Annotated in this window: 20 protein-coding genes; 11 read left to right on the forward strand and 9 right to left on the reverse strand. The window is 63.0% G+C overall.

Annotated features, from left to right (window positions below):
- Positions 1 to 8: 8 nt before the first annotated feature.
- From ACZ48X_RS06350 to ACZ48X_RS06360, 3 genes are all read right to left on the reverse strand, one after another.
- A complete protein-coding gene (locus ACZ48X_RS06350) occupies positions 9 to 749 on the reverse strand; it encodes a VOC family protein (RefSeq protein WP_336349952.1) in 741 nt (246 codons plus the stop codon).
- An 87-nt stretch (positions 750 to 836) separates the two neighbouring features.
- The gene (locus tag ACZ48X_RS06355; protein ID WP_336349951.1) at positions 837 to 1,085 is read right to left on the reverse strand and encodes a HalOD1 output domain-containing protein; all 249 of its coding nucleotides are present in this window, start codon (positions 1,083 to 1,085) and stop codon (positions 837 to 839) included.
- A gap of 168 nt (positions 1,086 to 1,253) precedes the next feature.
- Positions 1,254 to 2,408, reverse strand: a complete 1,155-nt coding sequence (locus ACZ48X_RS06360; protein WP_336349950.1) for a glycosyltransferase — start codon at positions 2,406 to 2,408, stop codon at positions 1,254 to 1,256.
- Positions 2,409 to 2,653: 245 nt separating this feature from the next.
- On the opposite strand from ACZ48X_RS06360, the gene aglJ reads away from it, so the two are divergent.
- Complete coding sequence (gene aglJ / locus ACZ48X_RS06365) at positions 2,654 to 3,742, forward strand: S-layer glycoprotein N-glycosyltransferase AglJ (protein ID WP_336349949.1); 1,089 nt, start codon at positions 2,654 to 2,656, stop codon at positions 3,740 to 3,742.
- A 26-nt stretch (positions 3,743 to 3,768) separates the two neighbouring features.
- Here the strand turns inward: aglJ and ACZ48X_RS06370 are convergent, their stop codons facing one another.
- A complete protein-coding gene (locus ACZ48X_RS06370; RefSeq protein ID WP_336349948.1) occupies positions 3,769 to 4,095 on the reverse strand; it encodes a DUF5789 family protein in 327 nt (108 codons plus the stop codon).
- A 120-nt stretch (positions 4,096 to 4,215) separates the two neighbouring features.
- Here ACZ48X_RS06370 and ACZ48X_RS06375 point away from each other — a divergent pair, with 120 nt between their 5' ends.
- The 4 genes from ACZ48X_RS06375 to ACZ48X_RS06390 all read left to right on the forward strand — a co-directional run bounded on the left by ACZ48X_RS06375 (position 4,216) and on the right by ACZ48X_RS06390 (position 10,091).
- Entirely contained in the window at positions 4,216 to 4,425 is a 210-nt protein-coding gene (locus ACZ48X_RS06375) for a ribbon-helix-helix domain-containing protein (protein ID WP_336349947.1), read from the forward strand.
- 114 nt (positions 4,426 to 4,539) lie between these two features.
- Entirely contained in the window at positions 4,540 to 5,463 is a 924-nt protein-coding gene (locus ACZ48X_RS06380) for an NAD-dependent epimerase/dehydratase family protein (RefSeq protein ID WP_336349946.1), read from the forward strand.
- A gap of 89 nt (positions 5,464 to 5,552) precedes the next feature.
- Positions 5,553 to 8,624, forward strand: a complete 3,072-nt coding sequence (locus ACZ48X_RS06385) for an STT3 domain-containing protein (protein WP_336349945.1) — start codon at positions 5,553 to 5,555, stop codon at positions 8,622 to 8,624.
- 6 nt (positions 8,625 to 8,630) lie between these two features.
- Positions 8,631 to 10,091, forward strand: a complete 1,461-nt coding sequence (locus ACZ48X_RS06390) for a sugar transferase (protein WP_336349944.1) — start codon at positions 8,631 to 8,633, stop codon at positions 10,089 to 10,091.
- Here the strand turns inward: ACZ48X_RS06390 and ACZ48X_RS06395 are convergent.
- Positions 10,049 to 11,395, reverse strand: coding sequence for a nucleotide sugar dehydrogenase (locus tag ACZ48X_RS06395; protein ID WP_336349943.1), 1,347 nt, complete (start codon positions 11,393 to 11,395; stop codon positions 10,049 to 10,051). The genes ACZ48X_RS06390 and ACZ48X_RS06395 overlap by 43 nt on opposite strands.
- A 20-nt stretch (positions 11,396 to 11,415) precedes the next feature.
- Entirely contained in the window at positions 11,416 to 12,390 is a 975-nt protein-coding gene (locus tag ACZ48X_RS06400; protein ID WP_336349942.1) for an NAD-dependent epimerase/dehydratase family protein, read from the reverse strand.
- Positions 12,391 to 12,577: 187 nt separating this feature from the next.
- Here ACZ48X_RS06400 and ACZ48X_RS06405 point away from each other — a divergent pair, with 187 nt between their 5' ends.
- Complete coding sequence (locus ACZ48X_RS06405) at positions 12,578 to 13,348, forward strand: formyltransferase family protein (protein ID WP_336349941.1); 771 nt, start codon at positions 12,578 to 12,580, stop codon at positions 13,346 to 13,348.
- Positions 13,345 to 14,175 (forward strand): XrtA system polysaccharide deacetylase, encoded by an 831-nt coding sequence (locus ACZ48X_RS06410; RefSeq protein ID WP_336349940.1) that lies wholly within the window; start codon positions 13,345 to 13,347, stop codon positions 14,173 to 14,175. The genes ACZ48X_RS06405 and ACZ48X_RS06410 overlap by 4 nt, the downstream gene beginning before the upstream one ends.
- A gap of 1 nt (position 14,176) precedes the next feature.
- Here the strand turns inward: ACZ48X_RS06410 and ACZ48X_RS06415 are convergent, their stop codons facing one another.
- Complete coding sequence (locus tag ACZ48X_RS06415) at positions 14,177 to 15,361, reverse strand: glycosyltransferase family 4 protein (RefSeq protein ID WP_336349939.1); 1,185 nt, start codon at positions 15,359 to 15,361, stop codon at positions 14,177 to 14,179.
- 186 nt (positions 15,362 to 15,547) lie between these two features.
- On the opposite strand from ACZ48X_RS06415, the gene ACZ48X_RS06420 reads away from it, so the two are divergent.
- The 3 genes from ACZ48X_RS06420 (at position 15,548) to ACZ48X_RS06430 (ending at position 19,122) form a co-directional block, all read left to right on the forward strand.
- Positions 15,548 to 16,558 carry an NAD-dependent epimerase/dehydratase family protein gene (locus tag ACZ48X_RS06420; RefSeq protein ID WP_336349938.1) on the forward strand — a complete coding sequence of 337 codons (1,011 nt, stop codon included), beginning with the start codon at positions 15,548 to 15,550 and terminating at the stop codon, positions 16,556 to 16,558.
- The gene (locus tag ACZ48X_RS06425) at positions 16,555 to 17,571 is read left to right on the forward strand and encodes an NAD-dependent epimerase/dehydratase family protein (protein WP_336349937.1); all 1,017 of its coding nucleotides are present in this window, start codon (positions 16,555 to 16,557) and stop codon (positions 17,569 to 17,571) included. Before ACZ48X_RS06420 ends, ACZ48X_RS06425 begins: the two co-directional genes overlap by 4 nt.
- Before the next feature lie 129 nt (positions 17,572 to 17,700).
- Positions 17,701 to 19,122 (forward strand): lipopolysaccharide biosynthesis protein, encoded by a 1,422-nt coding sequence (locus ACZ48X_RS06430; RefSeq protein WP_336349936.1) that lies wholly within the window; start codon positions 17,701 to 17,703, stop codon positions 19,120 to 19,122.
- 51 nt (positions 19,123 to 19,173) lie between these two features.
- Here ACZ48X_RS06430 and ACZ48X_RS06435 read toward each other — a convergent pair whose 3' ends face one another.
- On the reverse strand, positions 19,174 to 20,370 hold the full coding sequence (locus tag ACZ48X_RS06435; protein WP_336349935.1) for a sulfatase-like hydrolase/transferase: 1,197 nt from the start codon (positions 20,368 to 20,370) through the stop codon (positions 19,174 to 19,176).
- Positions 20,371 to 20,464: 94 nt separating this feature from the next.
- On the opposite strand from ACZ48X_RS06435, the gene ACZ48X_RS06440 reads away from it, so the two are divergent.
- Positions 20,465 to 21,607, forward strand: a complete 1,143-nt coding sequence (locus ACZ48X_RS06440) for a glycosyltransferase family 4 protein (protein ID WP_464379836.1) — start codon at positions 20,465 to 20,467, stop codon at positions 21,605 to 21,607.
- Between the two features lie 12 nt (positions 21,608 to 21,619).
- Here the strand turns inward: ACZ48X_RS06440 and ACZ48X_RS06445 are convergent, their stop codons facing one another.
- Positions 21,620 to 23,353 carry a hypothetical protein gene (locus ACZ48X_RS06445; RefSeq protein WP_336349933.1) on the reverse strand — a complete coding sequence of 578 codons (1,734 nt, stop codon included), beginning with the start codon at positions 23,351 to 23,353 and terminating at the stop codon, positions 21,620 to 21,622.
- Positions 23,354 to 23,422: the final 69 nt, after the last annotated feature.

Raw genomic sequence — 23,422 nt, forward strand, 5'->3', positions numbered from 1 at the left:
TCGTCTCGTCAGCGTTCGTGGAACGTGAGGTAGTGACCGTCGGGGTCCCGCACGCGGACTGCGGTCGCGTCCGCGTCGCCCGCCTCGCCGTCCGTGAGCGGTTCGCGGGCGTCGACGCGGTCCGCGATCGCCGCCGCGGCCGCCGCCGGGTCGTCGGTCGCGAACCCGAGGTCGACGTGCACGCCGCCGCGAGCGTCCGCGAGCCCGAGATGGGGCTCCCAGAGCTCGAGCGCCATCGGGCCGTGCATCCGGACGCGAACGCGGTCCGCGCCGCGGTCGACCGTCTCGAACCCGAGGGCCGCGTAGAACGCCTCCGCCGCGTCGAGATCCGTCACTTCGAGGACGACCTCGAACACGCCGTCGATACCGGGCCCGTCGACGTCCGTCTGGCCGAGTTCCACGCAGTTCCCGTCGTCGTCGTAACAGTACAGCGAGCGCGCGTCACCGAAGACGTGCTCGTCGAGCGCGAACCCGGCGTCCTCCAGTGCATCCCACCAGTCGTCGTACTCGTCGCTCGGGATGCTCATCGCGTAGTGCGTGTGGAGGCCACCGCGCGGGACCGCGTCCGGACGCCGCAGCACGAGCGCGGTGTCGCCCGCGGCGAACGCCACCTGCTCGCCAACGTCCGCGAGCGCCGCCGGAAGCGACCCGTCCGCTATCGCGTCCATCGCGAGAGTCTCACCGTAGAACGCGCGCGCCGCAGCCAGGTCCTTCACCTCCAGTGCCAACCACGAGAGCCCCGAGAGCATACCTGCTCGTTCGCCCGACACACCCAAGAACCTTCGCCGGGCGACGAGCGCCGCGGAGTCCGCGACGCGACGCTCGCGGCCGTCCCGTCAGTCCCCTGCCGGACCGCTCGCGGCCCGCGTTCCCGCCCGTCGCGCCGGGAGCACGGTCGACACGCTCACGTCCCCATCGTGCGCGACCGTCACCTCCTGACTGGCGTACGTGAACGTCACCGAGCCGTTCCCCGGACCGTCGACGACCGCGTCCAGGACGTCCGGGTCGATGGACGTGGCGAGCGGCGGGAGCGACAGGGCGTCGCGCTCGGTCGCGTCCGCGACAGCCAGTACGACCGTTTCCATGATCTCTCCAGTCGAAGACTCCATGTCTACGCCTTGGCACGACCCGGCATAAGTGCCACGGCCAGAAGACGCCCATACGACACCGTAGGCAGCCCCTAACGCCCGATTTCTCGTGTCTTGGGTGAGAGGGAAAGAGCGCGTGCAGGGACGTGGGGTGCGGCGAGCCCGTCAGTTGTCGAACGCTTCGCGGAGTTCCTCGTCGACCTCCCACGTCCCGTCGCCCTTCCCGCGGAGGAGCTCGATGCTCGCACGGAACAGCGACACCTGCGTGTCGAACAGCGAGTACAGCGGCGAGAGCGGGCCGAGCAGCTCTCTGGACCCGAGGAGGACGAACGCGCCGAGCGCCGCGAGCACGCCGACGCCAGCGAGCGGCTGTACCGCGACGCCGACCGCGGCCGCGACGAGGACGACGTCGAGCATCACGAGCCACGGCGACACCACCATGAACCACCAGTTGAACGGCAGCACCACCCGCCCGTAGTTCCCGTACCCCCCGAGCGCGTCCCGGTGCTGTGCGAGCAACCGGATGAGGCCCATCCCGCGGCGGTCCTTCTGCGTGCGGCGCTTCCGGAACGCCGAATGACTCGCCTCCATGTACTGGACCGCCGGGTCGAACACCACGCGGTGATCCGCGCCCCGCCGACGGATGCGCAGCGCGAGTTCGGTGTCGTCCGCGAGCGAGTTCGGGTCGATGGGCGTGATGGCGTCGTTCTCGAACGCCGAGAACGGCCCGTGGAAGATGAACGTCGAATCCAGATGGCTCTCCAGCGTCTGGATGTGCGACTGCACGCCCCGATACCCCGTCTCGACGTCACTCCCACCGAGGACCTCGACGTTCGTGCCCGTGACGGCTGCCACTTCCGGGTCAGCGAGGTTCGCCGCAGCCTCCCGCAGCACGTCCTCGGGGAGCAACGAATCGCAGTCCGTCTTCACCACCATCTCGTACTTCGCAGCCGCGTACGCGTCGTTGAGTGCAGGTGCGAGCCCCCGACGCTCGTCCTCCTCGATGAGGTTCAACTCGGGGTGCTCGCGGTCAGCGAAGTACTCGCGGACGATCTCGCGCGTCTCGTCGTCCGACGAATCCACCACCACGAGCTCGACCTTCTCCATCGGATAGTCGAGCGCCATCACGTCGTCGAGCTTCTTCTCGACGATACCCGACTCGTTGTACGTCGGCAGCACGATACTCACGTTCGGCTCCGCAGGCTCCTTCGCCGCCGGCGACCCCGACGGTCGCTTGAGCGCATAGACCACCCCGAACGCGAGATACGGCGCGAACGTCACCGCCACAGCCACGCCCGCGACCACGACCAGCCAGTTCATACCCCCGCGTTCCCCGCCAGCACGCAAAACGATGACGGCATCCCGCCCACGGAACCATCGGACAGCCACTATCAACCACCAATCGTCGGACAGCCAACCATCGACCGCCACCCCTCAGCCAGCCACTTATCGACCGCCAACCCTCAGCCAGCCACTTATCGACCGCCAACCCTCAGCCAGCCACTTATCGACCGCCGAGCGAACGCGAGGGTTTTTCCCGCTGTGGCGAGCATCCCCGAGAGAGAATGGGCGAGTACGACGACGTCTGCGTGCTGGTGCCGACCTACAACGAAGCCGAAACCATCGACGAGGTCGTCACCGGCATGCACGCCGAAGGGTTCGACGACGTCCTCGTCGTCGACGGCCACTCCACCGACGGCACGCGCGAACTCGCCAGCGACGCCGGCGCCACCGTCATCACCCAGACCGAAGGCGGCCGCGGCTCCGGGAAAGGCCAAGCCGTCCGCGACGGCGTCGCCTACACGAACAAACCCGTCGTCCTCATGCTCGACGGCGACGGCACGTACCTCCCCGAGGACGCCCACCGCATGCTCGAACCGATACTCGAAGGACGCGCCGACCACGTCGTCGGCGACCGCTTCGCGGACATGGAACGCGGCGCGATGCCGCGCCTCAACCAGTTCGGGAACAGCATGATCAACCACGGCTTCAACGCCATCCACGGCCAGCACCTCGGCGACATCCTCTCGGGCTACCGCGCGTTCACCCGCGACTCGTTCTTCGAGATGAACCTCAACGCCGACGGCTTCGGAATCGAGACCGAGATGGCCGTCGAAGCCCGCCGGAACGACCACCGCATCCACGTCACCGACATCACGTACGTGTCCCGACCCGACGCCAGCGAATCGAACCTCCGACCGTTCAGAGACGGCGGCGTCATCCTCCTCACGCTCTACCTCCGCGCGAAAACCCACAACCCCCTGTTCTACTTCGGGAGCATCGGCGGCGTCCTCACCCTCGTCGGGACCATCATCGGCGCCTTCGTCCTCTACGACTGGTTCGTCAACAGAGTCCCCCACGAGGTGCTCGCGCCCGCCGGCGGCTTCATCTTCGTCCTCGGCGCGCAGTTCCTCATCTTCGGCGTCCTCGCCGACCTCCTCGTCTCCCTCCACGAGGAACAACGCCAGCGCCTCGAACGCATCGCTCGCGAAGAGATTGGGACGACCGACGGCGACGCGAAAACGCCCATCCAGACGACGTTCGACGACCACGCCCCGCACGCCCACGACGCCGACGGCACCGAGAGCACCGAAGACGACACCGAAACCAGCGACCGAGACCACAGCGCCACGGCCGACGCAGTCGACAACTAGCGCGCCAGAACACACCCACGAACGCCTCAGAACGGGAGCACGCGCCGCACGCGCTCTATGACCGACACCCCACGCTCCCGACGCCGCTCGAACACCGGATGCAGCGCGTTCAACAACTCCTGCTCGTCACCGAACTCCTCGACCTCCACCTCCGCGAGCACCTCCGCAAGTCGGACCGAATGCCCGCGCGTATCGTACGGTACCTCGACGTGCCCAACCGACTCCCGGAGCTCGCGCTTCGACGCCGGATAGGACACGTCGAACGACTCGAGCCAGTCGTCGACCGCAGCGATACCGAACGCCACAGTCGCCGGTTCCTCGTCGTCGTCGTCAGCAGGCGGCCGCATCCCCATACCCGCCCGTATCACCCGAACCCCAAAGAAACTGTTCCGACTCAGCACCCACTCCGACGCCCCATCACCCGACCGTCCGCGGACGCAAACCCCTTCACCCTCCACCCCCACACCACCACCATGACCGACTACACCACCGTCTCCATCCCCAAAGACCTCGCCGACCGCGTCGACGAAACCATCGAAGGCACCAGCTTCTCCAGCACCTCAGACCTCGTCCGCTTCCTCCTCCGCAGCATCGTCATCCAACACGAACAATCAGACGGCCTCACCGAAGCCGAATTCGAGGAGATCGCCGAACAACTCCAAGACCTCGGGTACCTCGAGTGACGACGGCGCTTCGACGAGACCGGCTGGGACCGGAGGGTCCCTGAGACTACGCGACGCCGCGACTGGTGACGTGAACGTGATGCTTTTTCGAGCGGGTAGCGAACGTCAAGGAGAATGAGTGAACAGAATCTCGTGGATCGGACAGTTCTGGTTACGGGCGGTGCGGGTTTCATCGGGAGTCACCTCGTGGACGCGCTCGTCGAGGAGAACGAGGTCAGGGTACTCGACGACCTCTCGACGGGACAGGTGGCGCGCCTTCCGGACGACGTGGAACTCGTGCACGGGGACGTCCGCAACGAAGAGCTCGTCGCACACGCGACGAAGGACGTCGACGTCGTGTTCCATCAGGCGGCGAACGTGAGCGTGCCCGCGAGCGTCGAGAACCCGATGACGACTGACGCGGTGAACGTCGACGGCACGCTCGCGGTGCTCGAAGCCGCCCGCGAGGAGGACGCCCGCGTCGTCGTCGCATCCAGCTGTGCAGTGTACGGAGACCCACTTTCGTTACCACTCGCTGAAACCGACCGGTTACGCCCCGAATCGCCGTACGGTGTCCAGAAGGCCACCGTGGACGAATACGCGCGCCTCTACAACGAACTCTACGGGTTGGAGACCGTCGCCCTCCGTTACTTCAACGTCTACGGGCCGCGTCAGGGCGACGGCGGTGGGTACAGCGGCGTCATCTCCATCTTCCTCGAACAAGCACGTAACGGCGAGGACGTCACCGTGGAGGGCGACGGCTCCCAGACTCGGGACTTCGTTCACGTCTCCGACGTCGTCCGAGCGAACCTCGCCGCAGCGACGACCGACGCAGTCGGCGAGGCGTTCAACGTCTGCACGGGGACAGAGACGTCGGTCCTCGAGCTCGCCGAGCACGTCGTCGAGCACGTCGACTCGAACGCCGATATCGTCAACGTCGAGGAGCGCGCCGGCGACATCGCTCGAAGTTACGGCGACGACACCAAAGCCCGGCACCAGCTCGAGTTCGAGACGACCGTCGAGCTGGAAGACGGTATCCGGGATCTCTCCACCCGGTAACGGTCGCGAGTCTCGTCGGCGCGCTCGTTCGTCGACCCGGGGGCGTGGATTACACAGGGCTTATGCCCAAACGGGTCACGTCGTGGAACATGAACGAGGTGCGGGAGCGGACCGAGGCGTTCCTCGAGGACCGCGACGACGCGGAGGGCGACCTGCGCGCAGTGCTGGCGGTCGACGCGGAGACCGAGACGTGGGCGTTCGACGACGTCCCCGTGGACTCGGGACGCTTCGGCGAACTCGTCTCCCGTGGCATCGTCGAGGACGCCGGGGACGGATACTGCCTCTCGGATCCGGATGCCGTTCGTGGCGTACTCGACGGGGACGTGGACGGGGTGGACGCAACGGACGGGGCGTTCGAGCTCCCTTCGATTACGGGGCGTGTGGGCCGAGAGGAGGCCGTCTCGGTCGTCCTCGCCGTTACCTCGGTCGTGCTCATGCGGTTGGTCGCGTTCCAGTCCGTCTTCCGGGAGGGCCTGGTCGTGTTGCTCGGGAACGACCCGTATCTGTATCGCTACTGGACGGAGCGCGTGACGGCGAACGCATCGGGACCGTTCGACGCGGCGTTCGGGACGTCGATGGGAGCGATGGCGGACGGTGAGCCGTTACTGGTCGCGATGCTCTCGTGGTGGACGAGCGTCCTCGGTGGAGCGAGTGCTGCAGGCGGCGTGCTGGCGTGGTACCCGGTCGTTGCGGCCGTCGTCGTCGCCAGCCTGCTGTACGTTGCCGTGCGCCTCCTGACGTCCGACCGACGCGTCGCCCTGGCAGCGATCGTGATACTCGCAGTGACGCCCGAACACGCACTCCGTACTGCGGTCGGATTCGCTGACCATCACGCGTTCGACTACGTCTGGCTGGGGACGACGCTGGTGGGCGTCCTCCTCGCCGAACGCGCCAGCGGTGGCCGTACGGCCGAAGACATCGTCGCTGCTGGACTGATCGCAGTGGGTGTGACCGGACAGGTGTTGGCGTGGGAGGCGGGGCCGTTGCTCGCCGTGCCGGTCGGACTGTACGCCGTCGTTCGGGCCGTTCGGTCCGTACGGACAGAGAACGACCCAGTTCAGTCCCTGATGCCAGTCATCGCTGGGACCGCTGGAGCCGGGGCGATGACGTTCGCCGCACACGCCACGTTCGGCTGGCATTCGACCGTCGTCGCCGCGACGCCGGCCCTCCTGTTCGCGGGCGTCGTCGCCGTCGCCGGCGTCGCTGCCGTCTGCCAGCGATACGACCGAAGCCCGCGAGAGGTCCTCGCCGTCGAGGTCGTCGCTGGCGTCGTCGTCACAGCAGTCGCCGTCGTGACGATTCCCGGCCTCGAAGCGGCGCTCGCCCCACGGCTCGCGTTCCTCCTTTCGTCGCCGGACATCGCGGAATCGAAGTCGCTTTTCAGTCCCGCCGCCGGCTCCCTCTTCGGGCCGGTGCTCGCGTTCGGCCTCGCGTTCTTCGTCGGCCTCCCGTACCTCACCTGGGTCACCGCGACCGTCGCCCGAGGTTCGAACGCGACGTGGACTGCGCCAGTCGTCTACGCCTGGTGGTTCCTGGCCCTGGCGATCATCCAGGTGCGATTCGCGGGTGAGCTCGCCGCGTTCCTCGCTATCTTCACCGGCGTCGGGTTCGTCCATCTCGCCTCGGTCGTCGACATCACGCCAACGCGGCCAGCCGTCCTCGACGCCGACGCTGCCGAGGAAGCCGCCTGGCGGCCGTCGTTGCCCGCTCGGTCGACGGTCGTCTCGATAGCAGTCCTGTTCGTGCTCGTTGGTGGTCTCGGAGCCGTCCAGACACCGCTTCAGGTGTCGAAGGTTACCGTCGACGACGGGACCGTCGAGGCGGTACAGGCGGCTGATTCGGTCGCCGAAAGCCACGACCGGCGCTATCCCGAGAACTACGTGTTCAGTCGCTGGGGGTACAATCGGCTCTACAACTACTTCGTGAACGGCGAGTCTCGCTCGTACGCGTACGCCCGCTCCGAGTACCAAGCGTTCCTGTCGGCGAGCGATGGGAAGGCGTGGTACAACAAGTTGCGGCGAGACTCGAGAGCGGGATTCGTCGTCACGGAGGACCTGCAGAACGCCAATCTGTCTGACGACAGCTTGCACGCACGATTACACGGTCACTGGGGGAGTGCGTCGAACTCGTCGACCGGTCTATCGCATTACCGAGCCATCTACGCGTCGCCCGACGCCAGCCTCAAGCTGTTCGAGGTCGTGCCAGGTGCGACGATCATCGCACCAGCTCCCGATGATGCACCCGTCACTGCGTCGACGACAGTCGACGTCTCCGGGCACGAGGTGACGTACGAGCGGACCGTCGAACCGTTCGCCGCCGGCGTCGTTCGTCTCACCGTCCCGTACGCGTCGACGTACGAGGTCGGCGATCGAACCGTCTCGATAGACCCGACCGCGATCCGTGATAGCGAGCGATACGACCTCTTCGACGGGTCGGGTGCAGTGTGGGCGTTCGAGAACGGGACGGGAGACGTCGCGTACGAGACGGAGAACGGGAATCACGGCGTGCTCCGCGGCGGGACGTGGACGACGACCGACGCGAGCGGGACCGGTATCTCGCTCAGACCGAGCCAGACGGTGCAAGCACCGAACGCGACGGTCGGCGTCGACACTGCCGAGTCGTTCGCACTGACCGTCGAGTTCAAGACGAACGCGTCGACGGACTACGAGAACGACATCAAGTATCCGCGTCTGGCACTCCACGGGCCGGTGACGAGTTATCGCGAGACCGACGGCTACCAGCTCGCGATGGCCGAAGGCCGACTCGTGGCTGCCATCGGCGACGGCGAGGACGCCGTCGTCCTGACGGGGCCGCGGGTCGACGACCAGCAGTTCCACGACGCAACGCTTCGTCGCGACGGAGAGGCCGTCGAGCTCCTCCTCGACGGCGACGTCGTCGACACCGCGACGTGGCGCGGTTCGCTCGACGTCGACGGCGACGCGTTCACCATCGGACGAGGCTTCCACGGCACGATGACGGCGGTCAGCGTCGACACGACGAACGGCTCCTCGCGCAACATGACGGTGTCGAGCGCTGCCCGTGGCGCGTGCATTACAGGGAACGAGCTTCGGAACGCGTTCGACTTCGAGCGTTCGCCACCAGCTCCGGAAGCGGCTCAGCCCACGCGATATAAGAGCTTATACGGTATCGTGTCCGATTAGGCGACAATGGATTCCGGGTTCCGGTACCGCCTCACGAGTATCAGCGCCGTCCTGGCGCTCGTGGTCGGTGCCTGCGTCGTCGCGAACACCGCGAGCGTCCAGCGCGCCGTCGGCACGATCCCGCTCTTCTCGAATCTGCCGGTTACGACGTACGACGGCGACGCGCTGATTCCGGTCGTCGCAACTACGCTCATCGTCGTGTTCGCATGGTCGTTCCCCCTCTTCAAGCCGAAACCCTCGCGTGGTATCGAGACGTTCGGAGTGGCTGGGAAGCGCGTCCTCTACGCGGTCGTGTCGCTCGCCGCCATCGGATACTTCGACTACACGTACGCACTGCCGCGACTGATGTTGCTCGCGCTCGGTGGCGTCCTACTCGCGACCGTCCCGCTGGTCGTCACCCTGCTACGGCAGTCGGACTCGACCGATGGACAGACGAGAATCGTCGTCGGCGACGACCCCGAACGCATCGAGGACCTCGTCGAGAGCCATCCAGAGGAACTCCTCGGGTACGTCTCGCCGATGAGCCGGTACGCGAACGAGTCCGAGCGCGAGACCCAGGACGGCCGCGTGCTCGCGGACGGCTTCGGTGGTGACGACGTGAAGCATCTCGGTGGCCTCCCGCGGCTGGACGACGTGCTCGTGGACCACGACGTCGACCGCGCACTCCTCGCGTTCGAGGACCCGGACCGCGGCGACTTCTTCGGCGCCCTCCAGACGTGCTACGACAACGGCGTCGTCGCAGAGGTCGAGCGGTCCTACGACAACCTCGTCCTCACGGAAGCCCGCGAACGCGGGCTCGCGAGCGGCGAGCAGCGGTCGAACGCCGACGACCACTTCGTGGAGACGAACCTCGAACCGTGGGACGCGCAGGACCGCGTCCTGAAGCGAGCGTTCGACGTGGCGTTCGCCGCTCTCGCACTGCTGGTAACGCTTCCAGTGACGGTCGCGATCGCTGTCGCGATCAAGTTCGATAGCCCAGGACCAGTGTTCTTCGTGCAGGACCGCACGTTCCGGTTCGGTGGCACCTTCCGGTTCTACAAGTTCCGGAGCATGGTCGCCAACGCGGAGGACGAGTCCGGCGTGAAGATAAGCGAGGAGGACGCAGGCGGGGTCGACCCGCGCGTCACGCGCGTCGGCCGGTTCCTCCGGACGACGCACCTCGACGAGATACCCCAGCTCTGGTCGGTCCTCGTCGGGGACATGAGCGTCGTCGGCCCGCGGCCCGCGCAGACCGATATCGAGCACGAGTTCGAATCCGGCGTCCCCCGGTGGCCCCAGCGCTGGTTCGTGAAACCGGGGCTCACGGGACTCGCGCAGATTCGAGGCGTGACGGGACACGAGCCCGCCGAGAAGTTACAGAACGACCTCGAGTACATCCACCGGCAATCGTTCTGGCTGGACGGGAAGATCGTCGGCCGGGAGCTCTACGACGTCTTGTCGGACGCGGTCGGTGCGCTCCGACGATAGCTCGGGAGGGTCCCGTCTGCGAACGTCAGGACCGTCTTCGCGCTCGCGTCGAGAGAGTTCGTCGAGTCGAACACGCGCGAGGATTCGGCCACGATAGCGTCCGTATCAAGCACGTCGTGCGCGACGAACACGGCGACGAGGTCGTAGTCACCGTAGGCTGGCCTCGTCGTGAGGACGTCCACGCCGTCGTCGACCGGCGCGTCCGCGGCGACCGGGTCGTACGCGGCGACCGTCCCGCAGGTGTCTGCGAGTCGGTTGCACGCCGCGACGGCCGGCGAGTTCCGATAGTCCGTGACGTTCGGTTTGTACGTCAATCCGACCACGAGCACGGACGCTTCGTTCGGGGCGATGTCGTCCGCACGGAGCGCGTCGCGGGTGCGAGCAGCGACTCGCGACGGCATCCGGTCGTTGACCTCGGCCGCGGTCTCGACCATCGCGAGGCGGTCGTCCTCCTGGCGCGCTCGCCACGAGAGAAACTTCGGGTCGACGGGGATGCAGTGCCCGCCAGCGCCGACACCGGGGTAGAACGCCTGGAATCCGAACGGTTTGGTGCTCGCCGCCTCGATGGCCTCCCAGATGTCGACGTCGAAGTCGTCGGCGACCGCCGCGAGTTCGTTCACGAGACTGATGTTCACGAGTCGGTACGTGTTCTCGAGGAGTTTCGACGCGGCAGCAACCTGCGTCGAGGACACCGGATGCACGGTCTTGGCGACCTCGTCGAACAACGCCGACGCCACAGCCACTCCACGTTCGGTGTCCGACCCGACGACGACGGGGATATCGCTCAGTTCGAACGCACTGCCGGGGTTCAGGCGCTCCGGGACGACTGCGACGAGCGCGTCATCCGAATCGAGACCACCTCGCTCGATGGCAGGGCGAACGACGTCGCCGACAGTACCCGGATAGACGGTGCTCGCGACCACGAACAACGTCTCCTCGCCAGGCGCCCGCTGCGCTGTCGCGGTCTCCACGGCTGCTTCCACCGCCGACACGTCAGGCGTACCATCCGGATTCACGCCCGTCGGGACGGCGAACGCGAGAACCGCACAGTCACCGAGCGCGTCCGCATCGGTCGTCGGCGTGAATCCGTTCGCGAGCGCGGCATCGAGGGCGTCCCCGGAGACGTCCTCGACGTAGCTCTCCCCCTCCCTGAGTGCGTCGACGCGCTCCGCATCGACGTCGTAGCCGACCACGTCCAGACCCGCCTGCTGGAACGCAACGCTCAGCGGAAGACCGACGTACCCGAGACCCACCACGCCAAGCGACGCATCACCCGCATCGATGGCGTCGAGCATCGAACCCATGACGCTATCCTCGGCGCGAACTATACTTCAAGCTTGGTTTTCTGCTCCTCGACCACGTCGGCGAGAATCGTCTCGAGGTCCGTGTCCGGCGCGTACCCGAGGGCGGATTCCAGCTTCTCAGTCGCCGGATACCGTCGCGGGGGTTCCTCGAAGTCGTCGCCGTACACCTCGTCAAACGGCACGTGTTCGACCGGGGAATCGGAGCCCGCCGCTGCCTTCACGCGGTCCGCGAGTTCGTTAATCGTCACCGGCTCGGAGGACCCGACGTTGAACACGTCACCGGTCGCAGCGTCGGTCTGCATGAGATCGAAGACGACTTCGCACGCATCCTGGACGTGCGTGAAGCTCCGGGTCTGCGTACCATCGCCATACACCGTGATTGGGTCACCTCGGAGTGCCTGCTCGACGAACGTCGGAATGACCATCCCGTAATCGCCGACCTGGCGCGGCCCGACGATGTTGAAGAACCGTCCGACGACGACCGGTAGCCCGTTCTCCTGGTGGTGCGCGAGCCCGAGGAACTCGTCGAGCGCCTTCGCGTTCGCGTACCCCCACCGCGGGACCGTCGTCGGACCCAGCACGCGATCGTCGTCCTCGTCGAACGGCACGTCCAAAGACTTCCCGTACACCTCCGACGACGACGCGACGAACACGGGCGTCCCGTCCTCCGCAGCCGGGTCCAGGACGTTCTGCGTCCCCTCGACGTTCGTCTTGAGCGACAGCAAGGGCTCGTTCACGACCTTCTCGACGCCCACCGCCGCCGCGAAGTGATACACCTCGTCCGCCGAAGCAACCGCCTCCCGCATCGCCGCCTCGTCGCGGACGTCCAGCTCGTCCACGTCCACGCGGTCGTCCTCGCGCAACCCCGCGACGTTCCCGGGCACGCCCGTCGAGAAGTCGTCCACGATGTGGACGTCGTACCCCGTCTCCGCGAGCAGGTACTCCGCGAAGTGCGATCCGATGAACCCGCCACCGCCGGTAAGTAACGCACGCATCTTGGTCCGCACCTCGACGGTACGCAGCCAAAGAGATACCGGAACACGAGAGACACAGAGAAAGCCACCGAGGCGAGGGACCTGCTCCACGACCCGAAGCGACCGCCGACCGACCAGCCGGCAGCGCCATCGCCGTCCACAACGAACTACAGACGTTTTATAGTTCGACCCGGTACGTTCCGTACCGATGACGCTGCGAACGACGGTCGTCACACAAGACGATCCCTTCTACGTCCCCCACTTCTTCGAGGCCTTCTTCGACGCACTCGACGACGACGTCGTCGTGGACCGCGTCGTCTGCCTGCGACCGTTCGACGAGCGGACCGTCGACCTCGCCCGTCGGATGTTCCGCTTCTACGGCCCACGGAACTTCGCGATCCGCAGTCTCCAGTACGCCTACCGGACGGTCATGGACGGCATCGGCGATAACGCGTTCTCGGTCGCGACGGTCGCCGCCGCGAACGACGTCCCCGTCGAGGAACGCAACACCGTCAACGACGACGGGTTCGTCGACGGACTTCGGGAACGCGACGTCGACGTCGTCCTGTCGGTGTCGGCACCAGAGATCTTCGAGGTCGACGTCCTCGACGCCCCGAACTGGGGTTGTCTGAACGTCCACACGGCCGACCTCCCGAAGTACCGCGGCATGATGCCGACGTTCTGGGCGCTCTACCACGGCGACGACGAGATCGGCGTCACCGTCCACACGATGGAGGAAGAACTCGACCGCGGCAACGCCGTCCGTTCGGACTCGTTCCCCGTCACCGCCGACGACACGCTCGACGACGTCATCCTCGAAGGCAAGCGTCGCGGCGGCCGCGCCGCCGCCTACGCACTCGGCGACGTTGCCCGAGACGAGGTCACAGAGCGCGCCCTCACCGGCGAAAGCTCTTACTTCTCGTTCCCGACGCGAGCAGAAAGACGGGAACTCCAGGATCGAGGGAGGAATCTATTATGAACGATTTCTACATGACAGTCGACGTCGAAGACTGGTTCCACACGCATAATCTTGAACCCGGTATCTCTCGGGAAACCTGGGACGACAGGGAGTTTCGTGCAGAAAAGAACACGAGATCGATTCTCGAGATGTTCGAGAAACATGACGTAACTGCAACCTTCTTCGTGCTCGGCTGGGTCGCGGAACGAGCACCCGACCTCATAAGAGATATCGAGGCTGCAGGCCACGAAGTCGCCAGCCACGGGTACGGCCACGAGTTGCTCTATGAACTCTCCCGCGAGGAACTTCGCGCCGATCTCGAACATGCCCACGACGTGCTGAGTGACCTCGTCGACCAACCCATTCGTGGGTACCGTGCACCCGCGTTCTCCATCACGGAGAGGGCGATTCAGGAGTTGGAGCGCCTAGGGTATACGTACGACTCAAGTTCACACGACGCGGTCGTACACGATCGGTATCGTAGTCTGGATTTCACATCGGACGAAGTCTTCGTAACCCCGGAGGAAACGACAATGACCGAGGCACAATTATCAACAATCGAACTTCTCGGGCGGAACATTCCATGGGCAGGTGGCGGGTGGTTCCGCTTCATCCCGTACAAGATATTCCGACGTGGGGTGGAACGAATCAGCAAACGTCAGCCGTACATTTTTTATATCCACCCGTGGGAGCTCGACACAGAGCAACCTTCAGTTGATGGCGTACCCCTTTCTGCTCGAATCAGGCACCGCACGAATATCTCTCGATCGCAATCGCGTCTTGACGACCTCCTGTCGCGGTTCGACTGGAAACCACTTGCGGCGAGATTCGGAGAGAACGGCTACTGATTCATCCCCTAGATTTCATTTCGTCGAACAGGTTTGCATACGCATCTACCGAGTGTTCCTTCGTGTAATTCGACTCGAAGCACTCTCTCGCGTTGCGGCCCATTTCTTCGACACGACTTGTGTTATCGGCCCACGATTCTAGCACGTCTGCCACCTCATTCGCTTTCCCTTGGTCGATTTGGGCCCCAGAGTCGGACCGTTCTACGACGCGTGCAACCTCGTCAGTCTGACTGACCAAAGCAAGTATGGGGTCACCAGCAGCTAACGACGAGTAAAGTTTCGAGGAGACACAGATTCCTTCCATTCCAGGGTCAGTCGTGACGAGGGAAGCGTCACCACTCGTTAGACTTTCGGGGAGACGTTCGTAGGGTTGGAACGGGAGGAAGCGGACGTTCTCGATGTTCTTCTCTCGAACGCGTTCCTGATACATCTCCTTGCGGCCGCCCTCACCAATCACGAGTAACTGGATGTCGTCGCGTCCGCGGTCCTCCAGTTCGTCGATGGCATCGATCGCCGTCCCGACGTCGTGGTATCGACCGATGTTACCCGAGTACAGCAGCGTGAACTTGTCTCGCAGGTCGTGCTCCCGCGAGAATTCGTTCTCGGACTTCTCCATGGGTTCGATGAACGAGTCGTCTTCCCAGTTCGCGATCTGCACGACCTTCTCAGGGTCGAACCCTGGATCGTCAGCCATCTTCTCGACGAGACGTCTTTCCATCGATTCGCCGAGGACCACGATGCGGTCCGCATCACGGTATACGTGTCGGATGGCGTATTCCCAGGCTCGCGCGACCATACCGTTCTCGGAGAGATATCCGAGCTCGACGGGCATGTCAGGGTACATGTCGTAGATGAGGTACGCGTACTGGGTGCCGCGGACACGCTTCGCGAGGTACGTCGCGAAGGGGAGGATGGGTGGGTTTGAGAGTACGAGGTTCGTTTCATTCCGGTCTCCGTGGCGCAACAGGTATACGAGCACCAGGATCCCAAATGTGAACCAGTTCACAACTCGGAGAAGTAGTCTATCCTTATGGAACCGGGTTCCACGGAGTCGGCGAACCGAGACGCCTTCGTACGTCTCCCGTCGCGGAACGTCTGCATCTATGTCTGATTCGTGATAGTTAGGAAGTCCGGTCACGACCTCCACGTCGAATCTATCCGTGAGACCGGTCGCAAGGTCCGTCATCAACTGCGCAGTCGAGGTCTCCTCCGGACTGAAATATTCCGTCAATATCCGGATGTTTCCCCCCTGCGGCGACTTACTCGACATATAGCCACCTCATCCTGCCCCCGACCTATCAGTTTCGGAATCTTGAGCCGTTGCAGGCGTCCAAACAGAAGGTATATACAGTTGCTAACAGCGATTGCACGTATGGATTGGGAGGACTCCAAGACGCTAGTGACCGGCGGTGCAGGGTTCATCGGAAGTCATCTGACAGAACGGCTCGTTGCCGAAGGAGCGGACGTAGTTGTCGCCGACGATTTCTCTCGCGGAAGCCTAGACAACATATCTCATCTCGAAGCGGACATCGAGCTCGTGCCAGCAGATTTGACCACCCAGGAGGGGTGCATGAAGGCGACCGAGGACGTGGACCACGTCTTTCACCTCGCTGCAAGCGTCGGGGGTATCCACTACATCCAGCGCGAAAACATCGGGGGACTCACGCCCAGCGTGTTGATGAACCAGCACATGCTCGAAGCAGCACGCATCCAGAACGTCGAGAACTTCCTCTTCGCGTCGAGTGCGTGCATCTACCGCCAACAGCACGACGAACTCAACCGGTTCTCTGAGGAGCAAGCTATTCCTGCCAATCCCCACAGCACGTACGGGTGGGCAAAGATACTGGGCGAAGTCGCGTGTCAGGCGTATCACGAGGACTGCGACCTGAGCACAGGAATGGTCCGCATCTTCAACTGTTACGGACCACGTGAGAGTCTTGACCCGGACAGTAGCCACGTCATCCCCTCTCTCTGTCGGAAGGTCCTCGAAGCAGATGAGGGTGGAGAGATTGAACTGTTCGGCGACGGAACCCAGGAGCGGGGCTTCATCTACGTTACCGACCTCGTCGAGGGGATGCTCCGCGCGATGGACCGGAAGGTCGACGGAGAGCCGATCAACCTCGGGAACGCAGTCGAAGTTGTCTCGATGAACGAGCTCGCTGAAACTATCATCGACATCTCGGGGAAGGACCTCGAGATCGCACACGACCTCTCCAAACCCACGGGGACCGACAAGTACGCAGCGGACGATTCGAAGATGCACGATGCGCTTGACTGGCGTCCAAGCGTGTCGCTCGAGGAAGGGGTTAGGGAGGTCTATCGATACGCTTCGGAAGAGCTGGACGTCGAGAGTGCCACGGCGGTGCCGGGTGATTCGCAATGAGCGTTTCCGGTGATAGCGTCCTCGTCACTGGTGGTGCATCGTTCATCGGTAGCCATCTCGTCGAAGAACTCGTCGACCGGGGTGCGGACGTCCGCGTAGCAGATGACTTCTCGAGCGGAGAGCTCGATAACCTCGCGGCCGTGGAGGACGAGATTCAGGTTTTCGACGGGAACCTCAAGCATTATGACTTTGCCTCTAAGGCCACGGAGGACATCGACAGGGTGTTCCACCTCGCCGCAGATCACGGTGGTCGGGGGTACATCTCGAATTATCCGGCGAATTGCGCGACGAACATGGCACTCGACAACATCGTGTTCGAGACCGCGGTCAAGAACGACGTTGAGAAGATTACGTTCGCCTCCAGTGCGTGTACGTATCCTACGGACATCCAACAGGAGCGACGTCGACTCCGCGAGGACATGGTAAGCTTCGACGAGCGCGGCGGCGCCTACGCCGACGAAGCGTATGGGTGGGCTAAGCTCATGGGCGAGCGCTCGCTGCAGGCGTTCCATGAACAGTACGGCGTTGATGCAAGTTCGGTCCGCATCTTCACGGCCTACGGACCACGCGAAAACGAGACTCACGCCATCGTCGCACTCATCGCGAAAGCATTTGCCAAGCAGGACCCCTACCAAATCTGGGGTGACGGTGAGCAAACACGGAACTTCACCTACGTGGAGGACATCGTCAACGCGCTCGTCCTCGCGAATGAAAAGATAACCGACGGGACTCCCGTGAACGCTGGTATTCCGGACTACATCTCTATCAACGAGGTAGCGGACGCAATCTTCGATTCGTTGGATTGGCATCCGGACGAAATCAATCACATGACCGAGAAGCCGGTCGGCGTTCGGCATCGTGCCGCGGACACCACTCGAGCGGAGGAACTTCTCGGGTGGGAACCACAGTATACCCTCGCTGAGGGCATGAAGAAGACGATCGACTGGTACGTCGACAATCACGACGAGGCACACGTGCGCGAGAATCTGGAAACGCTACTCCACGAACGGTAGGTCCTCCGCGTAGCAGACGATTTCGCGTTCGTCCACCGTAACGTCAGGTCCGCGTCGCCAACTCGAGCAACGAATGGGCATTTCGCTGCTGGACAGCGAGGTGATTCGCAAGAGGTTTCGTTCGAACATATGTCAGATTTCGACCTGTCCCTCGAGACGCTGAAATCGACCCTCTTCAAGGTCGTTCAGGCCGGCTCCCAGTTCGGGACCTCGATTCTTGCAGCGCAGTTGCTGGTACCGAACCTCTTCGGAGCGGCGTTTGTGGTCCTCAGAGTTGGCATCACGGCGAGTACGGTCGTGACGGGGTGGGCAGACGGTCTGAAGAAGCGGTTCGCGGAACGGTCCGTTGAGCCCGGGGAAGCCCTCGGTGAACTGTTCGTACTCGCGGGTGCGTGGTGCGTGGTCGCCGTCGTCCTCGGTGCGATGGCGAGTGGGCCGCTGGCAGCGCTGACTGGATTGGAAGGCGCGTGGGTGTTCGTTCTCGTGGTCGTAATCGCGGAATCGACGAGCATCGCTGTCGTGAAGTTCTTCGAAGCGCACGGCCGCCTCGGCGTCGCCTCTGGTACGAAGTCGCTCCGGTATCTGCTCGCGCTCCCGCTCCAGATTGGGTTGCTCGTACTCGGGCACGGAGTGGGAGGGTTCGTTGCGGGCTTTCTGGTTGCGACCGTGCTCGCAGTACCGGTACCGTTCGGACTCATGAGCGTCCGGCCGGAGTGGCCAACGATAGATCAGTTCCGCGAGGGATGGGCGTTCGCTCGGTACGCAATCCCGAACGCAACGATCGGCGCGACGTACCATATACTTGATATGGTTATCCTGTCTGCAGTGCTGTCGACCGCTGCGGCCGGACACTACGAGGCAGCCTGGACGTTGACGATGCCTGGGGTTTTCGTCGCCGCGGCAGCAGCGAGCGGGTTGATCGTGAAGGTGAGCGATCTGGCCGAACGGTCGGAGAACGTCGCCTCGATAATCGAAGAGACGATCGCGTACACCTCTGTCATTGCGATTCCAATCTTCTTCGGAGCGGCAGTCTTGGGTGCCGAACTCGTGGTAGTGATATTCGGCGACGCGTATCGGCCAGCGAGTGTCTTGCTCGTCGGACTATCCGCGTTTCAGGCGATTCGGACGCAGGTCGCACCCCTCCTTCAGGCGACCTACGGACTGGGGCGACCGGACGTCGTGACTCGCGTGACCATCCTTTCCGTCGTTCTCAACGTCTCGGTCGGGGTTGGACTCACCGTTATCCTCGGAGCTGTCGGCGTGGTCATCGCGACTATCGCTATCGAGTTCGTCAGATACCTCTGGCTCGCCCGGTTCATGAAACGTTCCCACGCATCTCTCACACTCCTACAGCGCCCACTACTGAAGCAACTATCCGCCGGTGGTGCCATGGCGCTCGGGCTGTGGGGTGCGACGACGGTGATTTCGCCGAATCGACCGCTCACCCTGTTCGCTCTCGTCGGAGTCGGCGGAGTCCTCTACGCGACGCTAACAGTCACACTCGACTCGTCGGTCCGTGCGCGCGTCCGAGACGCCGTCGAACGCCTGTAGCGCGTTGGGAAACGCAACAGCGACACGGCGACACTGGAATTCTTCCGGGATCTACAGATAGCCGAGGTCACGGAGGTGTTCTTCGGCGTCCTCGTCGAGATCTATCGAATCCGACGTCCTCGCAGATTCGCGAGCAGCCGACAGTCCATCTTCGGCTTCATCGACAGCGAACCCTGGCGTTCCATATGTCACATCGCCGCGAGCGTACGCACAGACTGCCGCAGGCAGGTGACGCCGTAGGAACTCACGTTTCGGGCTTCTAAGACACTTTCCAGCGAGCAGAGCAAGTCGGTCGCGCAACTTCGACTCGGTGAAGACGTACCCGCCGTCCGCGTCGAACGCGCTCTCGTAACTCACCGTTCCGGAGATGCCTGGAACGCTCGACGGCAGCGAATCATTCGTGTAGAACGATAGACCAAATCGTGGCGATGTCCCAGCAAGTCGGCTCTGACCGTCGATTCTCTGCTCGGACAGCTCGACGCCGAGAACGTCGAGGACCGTCGGAAGGACGTCTACGTGACGGAACAGTTCCTCAGCTGTGTCGTCGTCGAGTTCTGGGTGAGCGAACACGGTTGGCACCGAGACGAGTTCCTGTCGAACTGGCCCGTTGTGACCGAGTTGCCCACCCTCGCCAAGTAGTTCGCCGTGGTCCGACGTATAGATGACGAGCGTATCCGCTCGGAGGTCACGTTCAGCGAGGGTATCCAGGCGCTCCTGGAACAGTGCTGCGTCCCGACTGACTGCTCGCTCGTAGTCCGCTCGAATCGTCACCTTGGACTGGCTCCCGTACCGGTCAAAATACGCTTCGGCAGTCAACTCCGGGTATCCGTAGGGGGCGTGACCGCCCGGTCCACGCTCCATAACAACGAACGGTTCGGAGACCGACGAAAGCGGACCGTCGTCGAGCTCCCGGCCGACGTTCAGTACGTCGAATATCGGATCGGCGTTCGAGTCGTCCTCCTGGATCGAGTTCCGAAATCCCGTCTCGTATCCGTCGAGATCGAACAGACTGAACGTATCGCCAATCGTGTCCGTGAACGAGAATACGCCCGTCGACGGTGGATACCGACCGGTAACCATAGACGCGAACGACGTGGGGCTATGGATCGAGGACGCGATCGTGTGGACAGTCGTTCCGCGAGCAGAGACGGCGTCTGGTAGCGAGTCCCAGCGGACGGCATCACCAACGTAAATGTAGACGTTCGAAACCGACAGGTCAGCGAGCGCCGCCCCGAGTTCCGTCTGCATACAGCACAGAACCGCGAGTCCGATACATTACTGTGACGGAATCCGTCCCAATTCAGTGCCTACAAGAGGACTTGGGAGAAAGCACGGGTATTCAGTGAAGGTCCTCTACATCGGTTCTACGACTCAGGTCCATAGCGGGGCCTGCCAGTGGATGTACCGGATGGCAGACCAGGTCCGGAGTTACGGCCACCAGACGGCCGCTATCCTCCCTGCAGAACAGGGCATCGCCGAATGGTACGAGTCCGCCGACATCGATACGTACTACTGGTGGTCCGAACCGCTACGGCGAAAACGAAACGTCCTCGGCCAGTTGTGGTTCCTCCTGTTGGCGGTTCTCGCATCGTTACGTATCGCTGCGCTCGTGCGATCAGAGGACGTCGACGTCGTCCACGTCAACGAGGTCAGGTATCCATACGCGTTGTTCGGTGCACGACTCGGTGGCGCCCGCGTCGTCTGTCACGTTCGCGCAAATTACGAATCACGTACCCTCCGTCGAGTCCTCTCCACCGCGACAGCCATCCTCTCTCACCGAGTCCTCTGTGTGTCAGAGCGTACGAAGGAGATTATGTTCGACGACGTCGGTATCGATAGCGATCACGTACAAGTACTTTGGGACGGATTGCCGGTCGACGACGATCATAAACCCATCCCGCAAGAGTCGTCGTTTCGAGAGGAATATGGCATCGATCAGGAGACGACGCTCGTCCTCTGTCTCTCGAAGCTCGTCGAGATCAAAGGGCAAGAGCGTGTCGTCGACGCAGCGCAGGCCGTCAACCCTCCCGCTGGAGACGTCACGTTCGCTCTCGTTGGCGGAAGCGTCGCTGGACATGAGGAGTACGAACGAACCCTCCGTAGAGACACTCGGGATATGGAGAACGTCGTTATGACGGGGTTCTACGAGGACGCGATGGCTGCAATCGTCGCCTGCGACGTCCTCGTACACGTCCCCACGTATGAGGACCCGTTCCCGAACGTCGTGCTCGAAGGGATGATGTGCGGAAAGCCAGTGATCGGTGCCTCTATCGGCGGGATTCCGGAGCAAGTCATCGACGGAGAGACTGGAATCCTCGTGCCCGCTACCGGGGAGGGTGACGACATTGCGACGGCCGTAGAGCACCTCCACGAGGACCCCTCGAAGCGGAATCGCATCGGCGCGCGCGCGAAGGACCACGTCGAAGAGACGCTGGACCCGGAGAGGTACTACGAGGAACTTGACGCGTTATACCGCCGAGTTTGAATCGGTCGGTGGTCACTCCGACGCAACTGACTGCAGGCCGAGTCGCTCTGTGATTGCTCTTGCGCCCAGATAGATGAATCCGGCGAGAACGAATCCCTGGATGGAGTCCACCCAGTTCAATTGCGTGTACCAGAGGACCCTGACAAGTGGAATAAACAGGATGGCCCCGATTCCAGTGCTGAGCGTCGGTCCATGCTCCTCACCAGTGAGTACCCGCATCATATAAAGGGAGAGGAACGCGAGAACGATAGCACACAGAACCACGCCGAGGAACTTGAAGTTCGCATAATAGACGTTCATGAAGTAGTTCCCACCGTTGTAGTTGTACTGTGTGGCGAGGAACTCGGAGTACGTCCGCGGTGGAGTGTAGCCGACGAGTCGCTGAAGTGGCGTCGGAATCGCCTGAAGGACGTAATTGAGGAACGTCTGACCGTACAAGGGGTCGTGTTCGTTATCAAAGAGATGGACGGTCGCGCGGATCGTCCCGTAGAAACTGTGTGCGCCGCCAGGAACTCCGACGTAGCCATCGCCGTACTGGAGCGTGGAGACGATGTCCGGTGAAACCGTCGTCACTGGTTCCGTTGTTTCAGCAGTTGTCGTCATCGTAGTGGTTGGTTCAGTCGTCGTCGTGGCCTCCTGGGTGGTGGTCTGTTCGGTCGTTCCGCGAGGTTCTGCCCGGTTGCGCTGCTCGAGAAGCGGCGCAATCCAGTTCCGTATCCGTCCAATCAGGAACAGCAGGAAGACGTAGAGTCCAAACGTGGCCGAAAGTAGTACCCCTTTTGCAGACTTGATGAGATCGAAGTCCTCGAGATTGTAGTAGTTCCGGGTGAGATCCAGGAAGACGAGTGCGACGATTCCAATGCTTTCGACCCGCCGGCCGTGAAGCATCAACCACCCGGTGCCGAGGAGACTGACTACGAGGAAGGCCCAGTACTTCTGGGTCCATTTCTCACGGAGTGTCAACAGGAACATGACGACCCACGCCCCTTTGAATAGATTCGGTGCGAACGTGGCCCAGGATGGCATGTGTGACGCCTGTTCGCTGTACTGTATCGTGAACACGGTTGGCCCCGGTGCGAGCAGGTAAGCAGAGCCCAGGAAGGTACTTGCCATGACGACGAACGACACCCAGTCGAACTCGACGGTGTAATCGAAACGGTTGAGATATCCGATTCCAAGGTCCGTTCGCTCGTTCACGTACACCAAGGTGAGCGCGTAGAAGGAGAGGAGGCCCACGACGAGCCAGACGATTTTACTAGCGAGCGCTGTGCTCTCGACTGACGGATAATAAAGCGAGATGTGCTCGGCACGGTACACGTACCGCGTAATGAACGGGACGAGTGCAGGATACGTCAGGAAGACACTCACGAACGAAGGGATGCTAACGATACTGAACCGGGACATTATGTACGCGTTGACCGCGAGTAGTGCAACCGTCCCGAAGATGTAGTGTGGATACGGGAATACTCCTGCAAGGAGCCCCAGAACAGCCAGCAATGAGAATCCGAGCGCGACGCGCCGAAGACGTCCGTCGAGCATAGATATCCGGATGAGTGCTTCTAATACTGGAGCATAAGCGTGCTGTTTTCGAGCTACGATGAGAGCCGATACAGTGTCTCCAGACTGCCTCACGTGAGTCCAGTGATGCGTGCCCGCACCCGTCCCTTCCTGCTGTGGCGTGTCTATATCGTGTGGCCCGCAGTGGTTCGGTGAGAAGAGTTCTTGTATGTCGCCACCGTCACCCATGAAAGAGTGGACGGAGGTACAAACGAAAGGCGATGGTCGAGGAGGCGGTTGCTGTCGGCCGCTACGGCG

This window comes from Halorubellus litoreus (genome assembly GCF_055378595.1).